Origin of the sequence: Pseudoalteromonas sp. Cn5-37, assembly GCF_021532495.1 — a bacterium.
In the GTDB taxonomy this organism is placed as follows: Bacteria; Pseudomonadota; Gammaproteobacteria; order Enterobacterales; family Alteromonadaceae; genus Pseudoalteromonas; species Pseudoalteromonas simplex.
Map to the genome: position 1 here is coordinate 1 of NZ_JAKGBA010000043.1, position 14714 is coordinate 14714.

The following is a 14714-nucleotide window of genomic DNA, read 5'->3' on the forward strand; positions in this document are numbered from 1 at the left end:
GACAGCGAAAAACCATATTGATTGAACAAGGTAAAGGGGATAAATCACGTTATGTTGTAGTTTCAGATAGCGTACTAAATCAATTACGTTGTTACTGGAAAATGTATCACCCAACGGGTTGGATGTTTTACTCGCGATTGTTAATGGATAAACCGATGTCAGCATCGACCTTTAGGAAGCCATTGAGAAAACACGCACAAGCGTTGTGGTTTAAAACACTGTAATCCACATGCACTACGCCATGCTTATGCAACACACCAACTTGAATCAGGTATGCCACTTCATCAACTGCAACATCAGCTTGGGCATAGTGATATTAAAACCACACAAAGTTATTTACATTGGTTACCAGAGTTAGGTCATGGCGGCATTGATCTGCTTGCAGGTTGGGCTAAACAATGAGCGCTTTGCATTTCGCTGATATTTTAAATTCAAATCTTGAGCATTATCGGCAGCATCATACGATGAGCTATCAACAACTGCGAGTCTGTCAGCACCTGCAATCATGTAGAACAGGTCAGCTCGGTTATCAAGCATGGCAATGTGATAACTGTGGGGAGTCGCAAAAAATTGGGTGTAGTTGTCAAGACCGTCATTGCCCGCGTTGCCAAGGCATGGCCACGGCTAAATGGGTGCAAAAACAGCAGGAAGATTTATTACCGTGTCGGTATTTTCATCTTGTTTTTACGCTCCCTCATGAGTTGAATATCATTGCTCACTATAACCCAAATGCGTTATATCAGTGTTTATTTAAAGCGACATGGCAAACGCTAAGTAAATTTGCGAAACGGAAAAAGCATGGTCAGTTAGGCATGACAAGCGTACTGCATACGTGGGGGCATAACTTAAGTCAGCATATCCACTTGCATTGTTTGATACCCGCAGGGGCGCTAAATAAAGCGCACTGGCATGAAATAGAAAAAGGCTATTTATACCCCGTAAAAGCGTTATCAACAGTCTTTAGGGGTAAAATGCTAGCGGAACTCAATGAATGCGATAGTTCATTCGCGAAGATATACACCCCAACAAAGTGGTGTGTGTATAGCAAAGCCTGTTTAACGTACAGTGAAAAGCTCGTGAGCTACCTTGCGCGTTACACCCGAAAAGGCGTGATGTCAGAATCGCGGTTCGTGTCAGCGAATGAGCAGTCAGTGAGCTTTAAATATCGCGACTATGCAGATAACAACCGCGATAAAGTCATGACACTGAGTTGTGATGATTTTTTACGGCGCTACTTACAACATGTATTGCCGAAAGGGTTTATGCGTATTCGCCACTATGGCTTTTTAGCTAATGCGTGCCGTAAGCGAAAGTTAGGGTTAATAAAGGCTCAAGCATCAGCAACCCCATTCAAAGCGGTGAAGCCGAAGGTGAGCAAGAACGACTAATAACGTATTGGCCTTGCCAGTCATGTAAAGTGGGTATCTTACGATTTATTGGCGTGATGAATTCAGACATGGCGACAAATAAAATAGCGCGAACGAGTTAGTAGCCTTGCTTGCTGCATCAAATCAATGAGTTAACCTGCTTAACTGTTCAGGCTAGTCGCGGCTGCGCGTAAGAAAAACATCCTTGCTTAACGGTTAAACATTCGGTTTAATAAATAGATAATAAACGCTGAGCAATGCAGGGAAAGCTTAAATTATAATAGGTAAGCTTATTAAACTAGCTGATTTAGCTAGAGCCTCTAAAAAGCAAATTCCCATAGCATAAATAGCACCAACTCTGACATACCGAGCAGATAGCGCCTCAGTCCAACAAGCGATTATGCAACACAAACTGCGTGTCGCATAAATACTAAAATGTTAGAAGACTAGCGGTGATTTATGAGCCTAAGGTTGTAAAAGTAGAGACTGATTTCGAATCAGACTCTACAGTAGACATTCACAGAATTACATTCGACATAGAATGCTTAAACATTGCTGTTAAATCGAAGAGTTGGAGTATAAAAGTTCATTTCGATGCTATTTATGGTTTTAGAGTGCTTGATGAAGGTGATTTAGGCGAGTTTTGGAGTGAATGTAACTTAAAAACTGGTTGGTGTTTTGAAGTAATCGACGGTGGCTGGAATGCACTGGAAAACACTAGAGAACACTTCATTACGGGTAAGCTATATCATCCGAGGGAATACCTAATTATTGGTTTAAACGAGTGTGTTTCGGTTTTAGCTTTTGAGCAACCAAAGGTAGTAGAAACATCGTCTTCTAACAAACCACTGTAGTCACTCGCTGGCGCTCGTTGGGACACAAATACGCAGGCTCCCTTCGCTTCGCTACGTATTATAGCCTGCGTATTTGTGCCCATAAGTGGGGCGTTAGCTGCTTTGAAGTCAATAATTAGTAAGGTGTAGTAAATGAGAATATTGGTAACAGGCTCAGCGGGTAGAGTGGGGCGTGCAATCTATATCAAGTTAATGCGAACACATGACGTAGTTGGCTTTGATAAAACACCTTGTTCAACGGCTGATTACATTTGTGATATTCGTGATAGTGCGCTGCTCAATGAAGCTCTTGAAAATATCGACGTAATTATTCATACAGCAGCCCTTCATGCTCCTCATGTTGGCTTATTGCCTGATTCAGAGTTTCAATCTATCAACGTAGACGCAACCGAGAAACTGGCTTTGGCCGGTATAAAAGCAGGCGTCAAGCATTTCATTTTTACCAGTACAACAGCGTTGTACGGTTATGCTTCAACACCTAAAGGTGTTACTGGCTGGGTGAACGAGCAAACTATTCCTCAACCGAAATCGATTTATCACAAAAGCAAAATTGCAGCTGAAATCAAACTTAAAGAAATTTCAAATCTGTTCAATCTTCCGGTGACAGTGTTACAAATGTCTAGGTGTTTTCCAGAGCCCGCGGACTTAATGGCTGTGTTTCGCTTAACTCGTGGTATCGATGCTCGTGATGTAGCAAATGCTCATTTATGTGCAGTAGAAAAACGTTTAAGTGGTTTTAATCGGTTTATCATCTCGGGTGCAACACCTTTTAACCCTTTGGATTGCGAAGCTTTGTATAACGATGCAAGCTCAGTTCTCGCACAAAGGTGTCCGGAGATAGCTTCTGCCTTTAGACAAAGAGGGTGGCAATTACCCGAAACTTTGGATCGTGTATATGACTCATCGTTAGCGCAGAACAAGTTAGGCTGGTTGCCAAAACATGGCTTTGAGAGTGTTTTAGAAATGCTCGATACAGAAACGGCAGAAGTTTTGCCAGTTTCAAAACGCAGCTAACAAAGCATTTAAGAGTGATTCGCAACGCTTGGCGTTTTCGCTTCGCTCGAGTATAGCCAAGCGTCGCTCACACCTTAATGCGGCGTTACCGAATAAATACTCTAACGTGTTTCTGTCCGTGCGACTTGAAGTCGTATGAAGCGCTGTTCACCGCGATAAGAGTGAACCATCTGTATCACCAGATGACCCTATGGTTCTGAATAAAGCAGCGAGCCAAACAATGTAACAAAGCCAATTTGGCGGGAAACAAATCGTGAGAGGCGTTTCTTCCTGATAACCACAATTGGGTAAGTGCTAGGGAATCAGTATGATGAACGTATGTGAATCCATGTAAGGTGCGTTATACGAGAAGCAGCGGAAGTGGTTTTATACGCTGTGGCCAAACGGCAATGGGAGTAGGAAAGAGATTGGACAGTGCTCTTTCGTGATCGACATGCTCTCCGCACTATAGTGGGCATCTAACCTGATATTGCGCGACATACGGAACAAGGTAAGCCTGTATTTCTCCCTATGGGAAAGCTATCTGTGAAGATTGCCGATAGTTGTGCAGGTAAAGGAGGTTGGAAAAAGCCAATGCTGCATTGTAATGATGTAGATACAGAATTGTTTCTGGCACGAAAGTGAGCCCACTTCCAACTGGTCTCCCGTTGCAAGATGATTTGAAGAACTTTATTCATGAGGAAACGCAAATGATGACTTCGCTTGAAGTTAGTGCCTCTTCAGACAAAAGCGAATGGCAATCCATCAATTGGACGGCTATTGAGCAACATGTGTTAAAGCTTCAAATGCGCATTGCAAAGGCAATTCGAGAAGGTAAACAAGGCAAAGCGAAAGCGCTGCAATGGATACTGACTCACTCGAAGTCAGCAAAGTTACTTGCTGTCAGACGAGTATCACAAAACAAAGGTAAACGAACAGCCGGTGTTGATGGCGTCATTTGGAACTCTGATGCACAAAAGCTTGCGGCAGTTAACCAACTGAGCAGAAAAGGCTATAAAGCCAAACCGCTCAGACGCATCTATATCCCTAAGAAAAACGGCAAATTCAGACCATTAGGCATTCCGTGCATGATAGACCGTGCGCAACAAGCGTTACATCTTCTAGCCTTGGAACCAATATCTGAAACCATTGCCGACCCAAATAGCTACGGGTTTCGACCGAATCGCAGCACGGCTGATGCCATTGCACAATGCTTTAAGTGTTTGTGTAAACCAAGCTCAGCGCAGTGGGTACTCGAAGGTGACATCAAGGCATGTTTCGATAAAATTGGCCACCAATGGCTGATAGATAACATTCCAATGGATACACGAATGTTGAAACAGTGGCTAGGGTGCGGGTTTATCGACAAAGGATTATTCTACAGAACAGATGAAGGAACACCTCAAGGTGGAATAATCTCGCCAACATTGATGTTACTGACGTTAGCGGGCTTGGAAAAGCAGGTTAAGTCAATCGCGCGTCAAACAGGCTCAAGGATAAACTTTATTGGCTATGCGGACGATTTCATTATTACAGGCTCATCGAAAGAGGTGCTCGTTAATGAGGTTAAACCGCGACTAGTTAAGTTTCTACAGGAAAGAGGGTTAACTCTATCTGAGGAGAAAACACATGTTACCCATATTGATGACGGCTTTGACTTTTTAGGGTTTAACCTTCGAAAGTACAAAGGAAAACTGCTTATTAAACCAAGCAAGAGCAACGTGCTGTCATTCTTAAGTAACATGCGTGAACTTATCAGAGCACACGCAACTGTATCAACGACAGATCTCATTAAACTAATGAATCCAAAGTTGCACGGTTGGGCGAATTATTATCGCCATTGTGTGGCAAAGCGAACCTTTACCTATGTAGGTCATCAGATCTTCTGGGCGTTATGGCGGTGGGCGCGGCGGCGTCATACCCGTAGAAGCAGAATGTGGGTTGGCCGTAAATACTTTCAAGGTTTAAATGGTCAATGGCTATTTCATGGTTATCAAATGATAAACAATGAAATACGAGTTCTCATTCTTGCTCAAATTAACAAAACGCCAATCAAAAGACACGTTAAGATCCGAAGTGCGTCAACCCCGTACGATCCTAAATATCGGGATTACCTGGGGAATAGGAAGACCAATAATTACGGACGAAATACTTGGATCCAACCTGTCGTAGCAAGTTTGTGACATTGCTGGGTGACATTATGTTGCCTTAGTGGAGGCTTGAGCCGTATGCGGTGAAAGTTGCACGTACGGTTCTTAGGAGGGCGGCACTTGGTAACAAGTGCCGTCTATCCGACAGAAACTTTTTAGTACCACGGTCAGCAATTAGTGCACAATTGACTGTCAGATTTAATTAAGTTCTATTAGTCCAACCAGTGTTAGTCCAACCAGAAAGAGCAAGCTAAGACTATTTCAATATACGTGTATGTACAAAGGTAACTACCCCCTACCCTTCTCTTTATTTGCAAGCTCTAGAGCTTCTTTAATTGAATAACCTTGAGACTTAAACTTATCTACTAACTCCCTGTCATCTGGATCTGTTGAGTAAACTAGTTGAGTTTCTTTATCTACAAAAAGCTTAACTATTTCCCTCGATTGCCCGTATCTCACTAAGATTTCTGAGTAATGGCCCTTATCAGTATGAACGCTTTTCATTAAATCATAGTCTTGATCTGTACCATCATACGCTTTTAACTCTTTGAGTTTATCAACGGCTTCCGGTTCCTGGGCCAACATAAACTTCCATGGACTATTGTTAACAATGGCCATCCCTGCTTGGCTTTGGTAAGCATCAAGTAAGCTCTGTGTGATACAAATGCCAGCTGCACGTGTTTTCCTGAATCGACGCCAACCAGTTTCAAGGAACTCGGCTAGATAATTGATTTTACCCGGCTTGTCTTTAAGGTATTCCCAAGCTTCATCGAGAATGAAAAGTTTTCTTTGTTTGTTGCCTGATAAAAACATTGCATGTTGAGCTGCGTTGATAAGGCTCATCAGAACACATTGTGATAAGTGAGGTTGCGAGGATAGTTCATCCATCTCACAAACGATTAATCGTGATTTGAAGTTTATTGGTGGGTATTTCTTACCAAAAAAGTCTCCAAAAATTCCGCCTTCACACCATGGTTTTAGTTGGCGCCCTATCCTCTTTATTTCAACATCTTGGTGCTTTTCACACAGCTCAGAAAAGTCTGTGATTGATGAACTTTTCCCTTTAAGGTTCCAAAGCTCAGTGAGTACTGTAAGCATTTCTGTAGATTGATAATCACTTAAATCACCTGATTCTGATGCCATTGCTTTCAGCAAGGAATGAACCATTGCTGCTTGACCTTCTTTGCCATAAAAGTCGTCAATATTTGCAAATGGATCAAGTGAAAACTTCATGTTCTCATTGAAGTCAATGAATTGAGCATTCTTATACTGGCTTGCTAAGTTTTCATATGAGCGGCCTTTGTCAATAACAAACACTTGAGCGCCGTCAGTATCGCTGCCCACATCAAGCCGGCTTTTAACACCAGAGCCTAGATATGAAGTGATTAGCTTATTATTGAAAAATGACTTACCAGCTCCAGAGCGAGCGCAAATAAGTGCATTAAAGGAACCATCTGTTTCAAATATGTCTAAACCGAATATTTGCCCAAAGCGCGTGACAAACTCTAGAATTGGCCGTGAAGTGTTTCCTTTCCAACTCGCGCTATGTGGTAATAAAAATACAGCCCCTTTTGCCGTCCATTCATCAAACCGGTCTGATAATTTTATATATTCATCATCAAGTCCAAGAGGTAAAGCGTTTAAGAAAGTGCTAGGCGCCAAAATTGTTTCTATGTTGAACTTATACTCTTTACGTTTGAAGAATGCCTGCAGCTTCCTAGTCGCAGTGAATGTTTCTTTCTTACTTTCACCAAGGATTATTAAATCAAGGCTAATTTTACATAATCTTGAGTTTTTCAGTTCATCTTCGATTGCAAAATAATCTTGTGCCTGGTCTTTTAAGGTTGAAACCCACTCCAGCATTTTTCCTTTTGCTTGTTTTTTTAGCCATTTGTTACGGCGCTCAAATTCTTCATTTGCCGAATGAATACTTGGTAACTGTACGTTAAGCGTCATTAAATATGGGTTCCAAGCAACCGTTCGCTTGCCAAAACGCCAATCACCTAGCAGGTTTATAATATCACCGTAGTTCAAGTAATCGGGTGTTTGCTTGAGGGTCATGACTGAAGCAAATCCATTTGACTTCTCATCTAAAGATGAAAATTCTAGACCATATTCATCACGGTTAATTATTCCGCCCTGCTCTAATATTTGCGCACCAAGTGGGACAAGCTTGTTGATTTTTACTTTATCTCGCCAAAGCGCATTAGGTGAGTGATTGAAGAAAGTCTGCATTCTTGAAAGCCATTCTTCATCATTTAAAATCAATGGGGCTAAGCCTAACCCTTCGAATATTGAATATGTTCTATCTTTTATCTCTAGGAACTCTTTGAGCTCTTTATCGGAAGGGATAAAGTTTTTAACTGGGATTTTTACTGTGATCCAATGTTCAAAATCTCTTGGCCGGATACCTGATTTTTTATCAAGAGACTCTTTTCTTGCTTTAGAGTAATAATTAATTACTGATTCGCTCATTGCATCAGCAAGCTCACCGTCTTCACCACCAATCCGCTTCCCTCGTAGTTGCCTGTAACCATTTAGAAAGCCATCTATTCGTGGTAAAGCAGCTAGGCTTAGTTGAATTAATGTGTTGTGAGGAAACTCATCAGATAGAAAGCCTTCGTAGGCTGTTCTTATTTCGTTGTTTACCCCGTTAGTTGGTTGGCAGGCGATAACAAATCCAATGTATCCCCCTTCCATTAAGAACATTTGATATTCTTTAATATATTCCATTACACAGTTTAATTCTGCGGCTTTATTACCTCCGAGAAGCTTTTGCTGATCTTCAATGGTGCTTCGCCAAAGGGGGCCAGCAAAATTCTGCTGGGTTTCTTCGATATCTGGATTCAATATCTTTTCGATAGCTTCTTGGATTTTATTCAGCATGCTATACACCTATTTTACTTATTAGCCTCAGGCTGAGGTCTAGAAATGCTCAACGGATCGATACCTTTGGCCATAGTTTCTTTTCTTTGGCTTGTTACTTTGCTTTTCTTTATTGTTTGAAATGGTAATACTCGACTTGGGCGCATTTGAGCTTGATGGCCTGTTACCCAGCGTCTTGGTTGTAATTCAACATAAACGAAGCCTGGAATATTCAAATCTCCAGACTTATCTTCCCAAGCAGCAACATAAATACGCATTGCTTTAGCTTCTTCTAGAACAGCGAGAGGCTCTGGCGCGATATCATTTGGAACGTAATTGAAAGTTCTTAAGTCATCTAACTCATCGTGTGATTGTTTCGAATATGACATTGTGTCATTGCTAGCGATACCAACAATGTTGGCTTTGTCATAATCCTGTGCGTTTTGTCTTCGCAAACTTCTTGGTTCATATACGTATGTGATGTCTTCCCCTTCACTATTAACGTAAATGATTTTTTGGTTTCCTTCTGAATTTGACTTTTTTTCACCTTCGTTTTTTGCATATTCTGCAGTCATCATGTGCTCAAGGTGGTCTTGATTGTTGGTTAACTCATAAACCTCCATCGGCCCTTTACAGAGACCAAGTTCTGGTTTACCTGCACATGAAAATTCCTCTTCACCAATCGTAAATGCTGAACACCCAGAAAATAATGAGGCTATGGCTAGAATTGAGCTGATTTTAAAGATTTGTTTCATTGCTAGTTACTCCATCTCAAGCCATGCATCAAAATCGCTTGGTAGCCCATTAAAGGTTAAACCATCTTCACGAACTAGGAATGGGGTCCCTCTAGCCTCAAGCAATCCCATAACGATAGGTGCTTTTTGAACAGCCTTGGCATCGCAGTCTTCTCTCATTTCTGTTGCTAGTTTTGTCTTGTTCATAAGGTCGATGACAGCTTTAGATTTATCAACAGCGCAATTTAGGCGTTTAGACTCAAGTAAAGATTGGCTGCCCAGCATCGCTGTTAGTACAAAGTCGACATTGTACTTTTCTGGAGATTGCTGAATTTTATTGAACAGGGCGTGGCAGTATCCGCAATTAGGGTCAACGAATATTGTTGCTTGCTTGGGTATGTCTTGGTTGCCAAATGATAGTGTTGCAAGCTCATCTAGTTTTACGCCCATTTTTTCAAGAGGGACACGGTGAGCATTTCTTGCTTCGCTCAATTCATCAATAGTTCGTCTAAACCATGTATCAATTAACTGCCCTTGAAATACAAAGCGGCCATTCTTAGATACAAAATATGTTTGTCCTGATTTAGTCTTAACCAGCATTAAGTTTTCAACAGGGAGTTCTTGAATACCTTCGATATCACCTTTTTGAGAAAGAGTTTGTTTTAATTCTTTCGGATTAATTGATTTCGCCATTGAAGATACGCTTAAAAGACTTACAGTTGCTAATAGACCAATAGCCGTAATTGTTTTCTTTAGTGACATTGTGACTTACTCTTTAAATTGACATACATGTCATTGTAATCTTGGCTATAGAGTGAAAAGGGGGGATTAATTACTGATTTTTACTTTTTTTCATGGATTTGGACAAAACAGAATTTTACTAACTCGATGGTTGATATGCTTGTTTAATCAACAAATTAAGGTGAATTTAGGATACTCAAAGCTCTAAATACTTAGTTTTAGGCATGATAAAGCCTTAGGTTGGTAAAATACTGATCTAGGGTTAAGGTTGATATATACCAACCTTAACGAATAAAGTTTATCGAAAATTCACCGAGAAAACCCCGTGATCAGAGCGAAGTGATGTCGCGGGGATGAATCGGTGTCACCCCTTCTCTTGAATATATTTTCGTATTATCTCTGCACTAGCATTTCCTACAGAACACACAAAGTATCCATCAGACCAAAATGTTTTCTCTTTCCAAAATTGGTTTTTGAGGTAAGGAAATGATTTCCAGATTTTAGTAGTTGTCCCTTGTTTAATCCTCCTTGCGTACTGGCCTACAGAATATCGAGTGCCGATTGTAATCAGCATATGAATGTGATCTTTGTCTATTTCAATCTCTTCGATCCTGAAGTCAGAAGATAGAGAAACATCGAAAACCGTTTTCTTAACAAACTCACCCAGATTTCCGTTTAGTAAAGGTTTTCTGTACTTAACTACCAGAATTAAATGAAGTGCAATTATATATTTGCAGTGAGATTTAGTTTCATATTCCAACTTGACAACTCGACCTTATACAGTAGTCTATACAGTATATGAAAAAGACGCTCAGATACAACTACAGGCTAAATCCTACGCCAGAGCAAGAAGCTAAGCTTATTGAGTTTGGTGCGACAGCGCGTGGCATTTGGAATCTGTTGTTGTCTGAAAATATGCGTCGATATGAGTACGATAAGACGTTCTTGTTTTACAAAGAAATGGCCTCGCTTCTTAAGGAATTAAAGCCTTTCGAAGAGTTTGCGTGGATTAAATCTTTTGATTCAGCAGCGGCTCAGCAGGTTGCTCGCGATTTAGAAACTGCTGTTAAGAATGCTTTTTCAAAGGTTCGTTTGCAGCGCTTTCCAAAGCATAAAGTCTCATACAAAAAGAAAAAACTTCACAACGACTCGTTTCGAGCCGTCAATAATTCCAATTGCATTCGAATCGAAAATGGCGCTATCAGTATTCCGAAGGTCGGCAAAGTGCCAATCGTTCTGCATCGTGAGCTAGTGAGCAAAATTAAGACCGTCACTGTTCAATATCGTCACGGAAAATGGGAATGCAGTATCACTCAGGAAGTGGAATGCAAAACGGCTAAACAAGTTTTGGAAACTATCACTGGCTTTGACATCAACTCAAAGCAAACGGTGGTTGGTTCGAACGGTTTCGTGGCCGACAACCCGAAGTTTTTAAAGCAAGCAATAGAGAAGTTAAATCAATTGTAACGCCAGCTTGCACGTCGAACCAAAGGTTCAAATCGCTGGCAAAAAACAAAACAACGCATCAATAAATTACACGGTAAAATCTCAAGGCAAAGGCTGGACTTTGCGCACAAAACTTCACGACAGATAACCAATGAAAATGATATTTTAGTGTTCGAAGATTTAAACGTAAAAGCGATGCAAAAGTTCAATGGTAGTATGGTTGCAGATAACGTGATGGGTTTGATCACTCAGCTTTCAAAGTACAAAGCTGAGCTAGAAGGCAAGCTCTATCATGAAATAGGTCGTTTTGAAAAATCCACTGGAATTTGTTCGGAGTGCGGGCAACGCCATGTTTTAACATTGAATGATAGGCGTTTTACTTGTGCGGCTTGCGGAGCGTATCAAAGCCGCGATCTAGCTGCAGCTAAAAGCATAGCTAGTACAGGTGAATTAGATATAATTGCGGCTGGAATCGTCGCAAGGGTAACACCCGCATCTCAGCAGAAACAATCTGTTAAAACGAAAGTCTTTGAATTATCGAAGTTGGATTTTGGATCTGAGAAAAAAGAAGCTGCCTAGCTGTTAAGCTAGACTGTAGAAGCCCTGTGATCAGAGTGAATCGATGTCGCTGGGTAGTTCACGTTTCGATTAAGACCATAGTAAGTCCGATTCCATAACGCGCACTTTTGAAATAATTAACCTCGAATAAGTGGCGAATTCACCCTGAATAATTTGAGTTAGCATTATGTAACTATTTGATAGTATGGTTTTTTTTGTTTTTTTGTGGCTGGCGAATATTTAAGGTTTTTTATAATTGATTGAGGTTGGCTTTATGATTTTTCGAGTTTATATTTTGGCGAATTCACCTTGAATAATTAAGTGTAAATATATTTTAGTTATTGTTCTGTATGACTTTTTTTTAAAAATAATCGTGGAGAATATTTAGTTATCATTTCAATCAAAGCACGTTCTATATCCTATGTGACCATAGTTACAAAATTTAAGTTGGAGTGTGAAGTGAGTGTTTTCAAAGTTAATCCAATAGACATCATTGATAGCGTTGTTGTTGGAACAGTTAACCAAGTAAGTAGAGAGAAATTAGTTGCTCAAGCCTTTTCTTCATCTGTAGCTGATATAAGAGCTCTAATTGAAAATGAGCGAGCAATAATTACTTCTTTATGTTCGTTTGGGAAAGACTCGACAGTTACACTGCTAATTGTGATGGAGGCTTAACGTCAAGCTATTGCAGCAAAAACCATTGAACCAGAACGCCCATTGATCGTATCGACAGTTAATACAAAAGCAGAAGCGATACCTATGCAAATGTTTGTTAACTATGCCAGTAAGAGAATGCTTGAATATGCTAAGTCTGTAGGTATCAATATTCAGTTTAAATTAGTCCAACCTTCATTGAACAATGAATTCTTCATTAGGTACGTTGGTGGCCAGAAAATTCCAGCAACACCAACTCGCTCCGGTGATTGCTCAGTAATTTTAAAGGTTAACCCAAACGAACACTTTGTTAACTCTCTTGTAGAGTCTATTAGGCACTCAAAGAAGTATGGCTATTATGCCAGTTCACCAATTATTTCTTGCTTAGGTTCTAGGGAAAAAGAGTCTTCGCGTAGGTCAAAGAATATGGAGCGACACAATCTAAAAGGTAAGTCTGCAGAAGATTTAATGAACTCAATGACATCACAGTCTATTGGAAACTCAAAAGTCTACAATTATGCTCCAATTCGTGACTGGGAGACTGATGATGTATTTCTTTTGCTCAGCTTGGCTGGTTCAAAACCACTACAAAGATCTTGCTATGACATACCAGGTTTCTTATCAAACTTTGGTCTTTTAATCGAGATATACGGTAATGGTACAAGTGAGACTTGCGAAATTGCTACAGGTCAAAGTGGTGGGGCAGGTTGCAATGGCAAAGCACGCTACGGGTGTTCTATTTGTACTATCGTTTCAAAGCAAGATAAAACAGCTACTAACCTTGCAAAGTTGAAACGTTGGGAAGTGCTTGGTGTAGAAAATACATTAAGGCTAAGAGATTGGCTATTTAGAATTAGCTCTAACATGAGCGAGCGCTCCACGCTCGGGCGTTTGATACTGTAGGGTACAATCGTGTTGCTTTGCAACCGAATACTTTAAAGCCTAAGCATTTAGATAAAATTGTAAGGTACGCCTGCCAGCTAACACAAGAAAGCATTTCTCATTCAGAGCGTTTCAAATCTTTAGTAGAGCAGGGTAGAGAAGCTGAGCATGAAGGTGTTCAGTGTATTCAAAACGATGTAACTCTACCCCCTAAAATAAAGAAAGCTTTTTTTAGAAATGTATACAGAAGCCTTACTAAACCCTCAGAACCTTAATTACTACTTTAGTGAAGTACATGCCGTGCTTTTATCTTTTCGGTGGTCTTTGGATGGTATCGGAGCAGCACCATTTAGGCCTTTAGCTATTTGGAAACAGATTGAGCAAGGAAAAGGGTGGATACCATACCCAAAATTGAACATTAGGCTTGCGCAATCTCACCCTTTCAAAGGCGAGTCAAGCAAGAGGTAACTAGTCTTTTTTCTGACTTAAAGCGCGTGAAGTTTTTACGGCTCTTTCACTTGGCGGTGTGTTTTGATTTTCAATGTACTGCTTAATTACATCCAAACTCGCGCCGCCGCATGACACGACACAATAACTAGGCGACCAAAAGTGATTTCCCCAAAGCATCGTCTTAATCCGATTCCAATACTCACGCCTTAGTATATATGACGACTTCCCTTTTAATTTGCCAACCAAATTCGATACAGCAACTTTGGGGTGAATAGACACCATTAAGTGAACGTGGTCATGTTCTCCACCAAACTCTAAAAGCTCGCAATCCATTTGCTTACAGGTTTCCTCCATTATCTCTTTGGTTCTATCTAACATCTCTTTAGTGAAAACGTCTCTTCGGTATTTTGTAACAAATACTAGATGAGCATTATTTTTAAATAGGCAGCTTCTGCCTGTTCTCCATTCGTACATTTTACTTATAGACTAGATTGACAATTTAACGCTAAGTGTAATAATAGTTACCGCAATTGACAACCTACGGAAAGAGCATGCTAACTGGCATTAAGCTACGTGCTAACCCAACATCATATCAAAAACTGGTTTTAAGCCAGTGGATGGGTTGCGCACGCAGTATTTGGAATGCCAAAGTTGACGAAGAAAAGTATTACCGCACCTTTGCACGTAAATACTACCCAACGGGCACTTATGCCCCAATTGACCAGAAAACATCACAATTCAAGTCGAAGGAGTTAACCCCTTGGCTATCTCGATGCCCTAGTCAGATTATCCGAAACAGTGCGGTTAACTGGTATCAGACTTACCAAAAATTCATGAAAGGCGTGTGTGGGCGACCTAAGCGCAAACCTAAAACTGACCGAGGTAGCATCTACCTTACTCGTGAGGTGTTCAGCTTCGAACGTTGCGAAGATGGAAACTTACGACTATTTATCGGCACGAAGACTAATAATATTGGTTACTTATCCTTTAAAGCGCATGGCAAGTTCGAGATCCCAAACT

General features: G+C 40.6%; 11 protein-coding genes and 4 pseudogenes. 10 read left to right on the top strand and 5 right to left on the bottom strand.

All coding sequences use genetic code 11. The features are described 5' to 3' along the window. The 6 genes and pseudogenes from L1266_RS20790 to ltrA all read left to right on the top strand — a co-directional run. Nucleotides 1–224, top strand: a pseudogene (locus L1266_RS20790) (tyrosine-type recombinase/integrase); the annotation flags it as partial. 25 nt (nucleotides 225–249) lie between these two features. Next, nucleotides 250–402 (top strand): annotated as a pseudogene (locus tag L1266_RS20795) (tyrosine-type recombinase/integrase); the annotation flags it as partial. Next, nucleotides 399–1489: pseudogene (locus tag L1266_RS20800) on the top strand (IS91 family transposase). The pseudogenes L1266_RS20795 and L1266_RS20800, both read left to right, overlap by 4 nt. 330 nt (nucleotides 1490–1819) lie before the next feature. Beyond that, the gene (locus tag L1266_RS20805; RefSeq protein ID WP_235374263.1) at nucleotides 1820–2221 is read left to right on the top strand and encodes a hypothetical protein; all 402 of its coding nucleotides are present in this window, start codon (nucleotides 1820–1822) and stop codon (nucleotides 2219–2221) included. A 132-nt stretch (nucleotides 2222–2353) separates the two neighbouring features. Beyond that, complete coding sequence (locus tag L1266_RS20810; RefSeq protein ID WP_235374262.1) at nucleotides 2354–3235, top strand: NAD-dependent epimerase/dehydratase family protein; 882 nt, start codon at nucleotides 2354–2356, stop codon at nucleotides 3233–3235. 689 nt (nucleotides 3236–3924) lie between these two features. Further along, nucleotides 3925–5397: a group II intron reverse transcriptase/maturase gene (ltrA, locus tag L1266_RS20815; protein ID WP_138558128.1), complete on the top strand. Its 1473-nt coding sequence runs from the start codon at nucleotides 3925–3927 to the stop codon at nucleotides 5395–5397. 255 nt (nucleotides 5398–5652) lie between these two features. Here ltrA and L1266_RS20820 read toward each other — a convergent pair whose 3' ends face one another. The 4 genes from L1266_RS20820 to tnpA (L1266_RS20835) all read right to left on the bottom strand — a co-directional run bounded on the left by L1266_RS20820 (nucleotide 5653) and on the right by tnpA (L1266_RS20835) (nucleotide 10464). After that, on the bottom strand, nucleotides 5653–8250 hold the full coding sequence (locus L1266_RS20820) for a TraC family protein (RefSeq protein ID WP_235374261.1): 2598 nt from the start codon (nucleotides 8248–8250) through the stop codon (nucleotides 5653–5655). A gap of 14 nt (nucleotides 8251–8264) precedes the next feature. Beyond that, nucleotides 8265–8984 (bottom strand): TraV family lipoprotein, encoded by a 720-nt coding sequence (locus L1266_RS20825; RefSeq protein WP_051501974.1) that lies wholly within the window; start codon nucleotides 8982–8984, stop codon nucleotides 8265–8267. Nucleotides 8985–8990: 6 nt separating this feature from the next. After that, entirely contained in the window at nucleotides 8991–9725 is a 735-nt protein-coding gene (locus tag L1266_RS20830; protein WP_036973974.1) for a DsbC family protein, read from the bottom strand. 343 nt (nucleotides 9726–10068) lie between these two features. Continuing rightward, nucleotides 10069–10464: an IS200/IS605 family transposase gene (gene tnpA, locus L1266_RS20835; RefSeq protein WP_235378277.1), complete on the bottom strand. Its 396-nt coding sequence runs from the start codon at nucleotides 10462–10464 to the stop codon at nucleotides 10069–10071. A 38-nt stretch (nucleotides 10465–10502) separates the two neighbouring features. On the opposite strand from tnpA (L1266_RS20835), the pseudogene L1266_RS20840 reads away from it, so the two are divergent. The 3 genes and pseudogenes from L1266_RS20840 to L1266_RS20850 all read left to right on the top strand — a co-directional run bounded on the left by L1266_RS20840 (nucleotide 10503) and on the right by L1266_RS20850 (nucleotide 13265). After that, nucleotides 10503–11729: pseudogene (locus L1266_RS20840) on the top strand (RNA-guided endonuclease InsQ/TnpB family protein). A gap of 438 nt (nucleotides 11730–12167) precedes the next feature. Next, nucleotides 12168–12383, top strand: coding sequence for a hypothetical protein (locus tag L1266_RS20845; protein ID WP_036973973.1), 216 nt, complete (start codon nucleotides 12168–12170; stop codon nucleotides 12381–12383). A gap of 84 nt (nucleotides 12384–12467) precedes the next feature. Next, nucleotides 12468–13265, top strand: coding sequence for a hypothetical protein (locus L1266_RS20850; protein WP_036973972.1), 798 nt, complete (start codon nucleotides 12468–12470; stop codon nucleotides 13263–13265). A gap of 447 nt (nucleotides 13266–13712) precedes the next feature. On the opposite strand, the gene tnpA (L1266_RS20855) is transcribed toward L1266_RS20850, so the two are convergent. Further along, on the bottom strand, nucleotides 13713–14168 hold the full coding sequence (tnpA, locus tag L1266_RS20855; protein WP_206769683.1) for an IS200/IS605 family transposase: 456 nt from the start codon (nucleotides 14166–14168) through the stop codon (nucleotides 13713–13715). A 77-nt stretch (nucleotides 14169–14245) separates the two neighbouring features. Between tnpA (L1266_RS20855) and L1266_RS20860 the strand changes: the two genes are divergently transcribed. Beyond that, the coding region (locus L1266_RS20860) for a helix-turn-helix domain-containing protein (protein WP_235378278.1) at nucleotides 14246–14714 on the top strand (469 nt) is incomplete at its 3' end.

Bases quoted from the DNA above. Each gene is read 5' to 3' on its own strand.
- L1266_RS20810 (WP_235374262.1), top strand. From the start codon at position 2,354: ATGAGAATATTGGTAACAGGCTCAGCGGGTAGAGTGGGGCGTGCAATC.
- ltrA (WP_138558128.1), top strand. From the start codon at position 3,925: ATGATGACTTCGCTTGAAGTTAGTGCCTCTTCAGACAAAAGCGAATGG.
- L1266_RS20820 (WP_235374261.1), bottom strand. From the start codon at position 8,250: ATGCTGAATAAAATCCAAGAAGCTATCGAAAAGATATTGAATCCAGAT.
- L1266_RS20825 (WP_051501974.1), bottom strand. From the start codon at position 8,984: ATGAAACAAATCTTTAAAATCAGCTCAATTCTAGCCATAGCCTCATTA.
- L1266_RS20830 (WP_036973974.1), bottom strand. From the start codon at position 9,725: ATGTCACTAAAGAAAACAATTACGGCTATTGGTCTATTAGCAACTGTA.
- L1266_RS20850 (WP_036973972.1), top strand. From the start codon at position 12,468: ATGCAAATGTTTGTTAACTATGCCAGTAAGAGAATGCTTGAATATGCT.
- tnpA (WP_206769683.1), bottom strand. From the start codon at position 14,168: ATGTACGAATGGAGAACAGGCAGAAGCTGCCTATTTAAAAATAATGCT.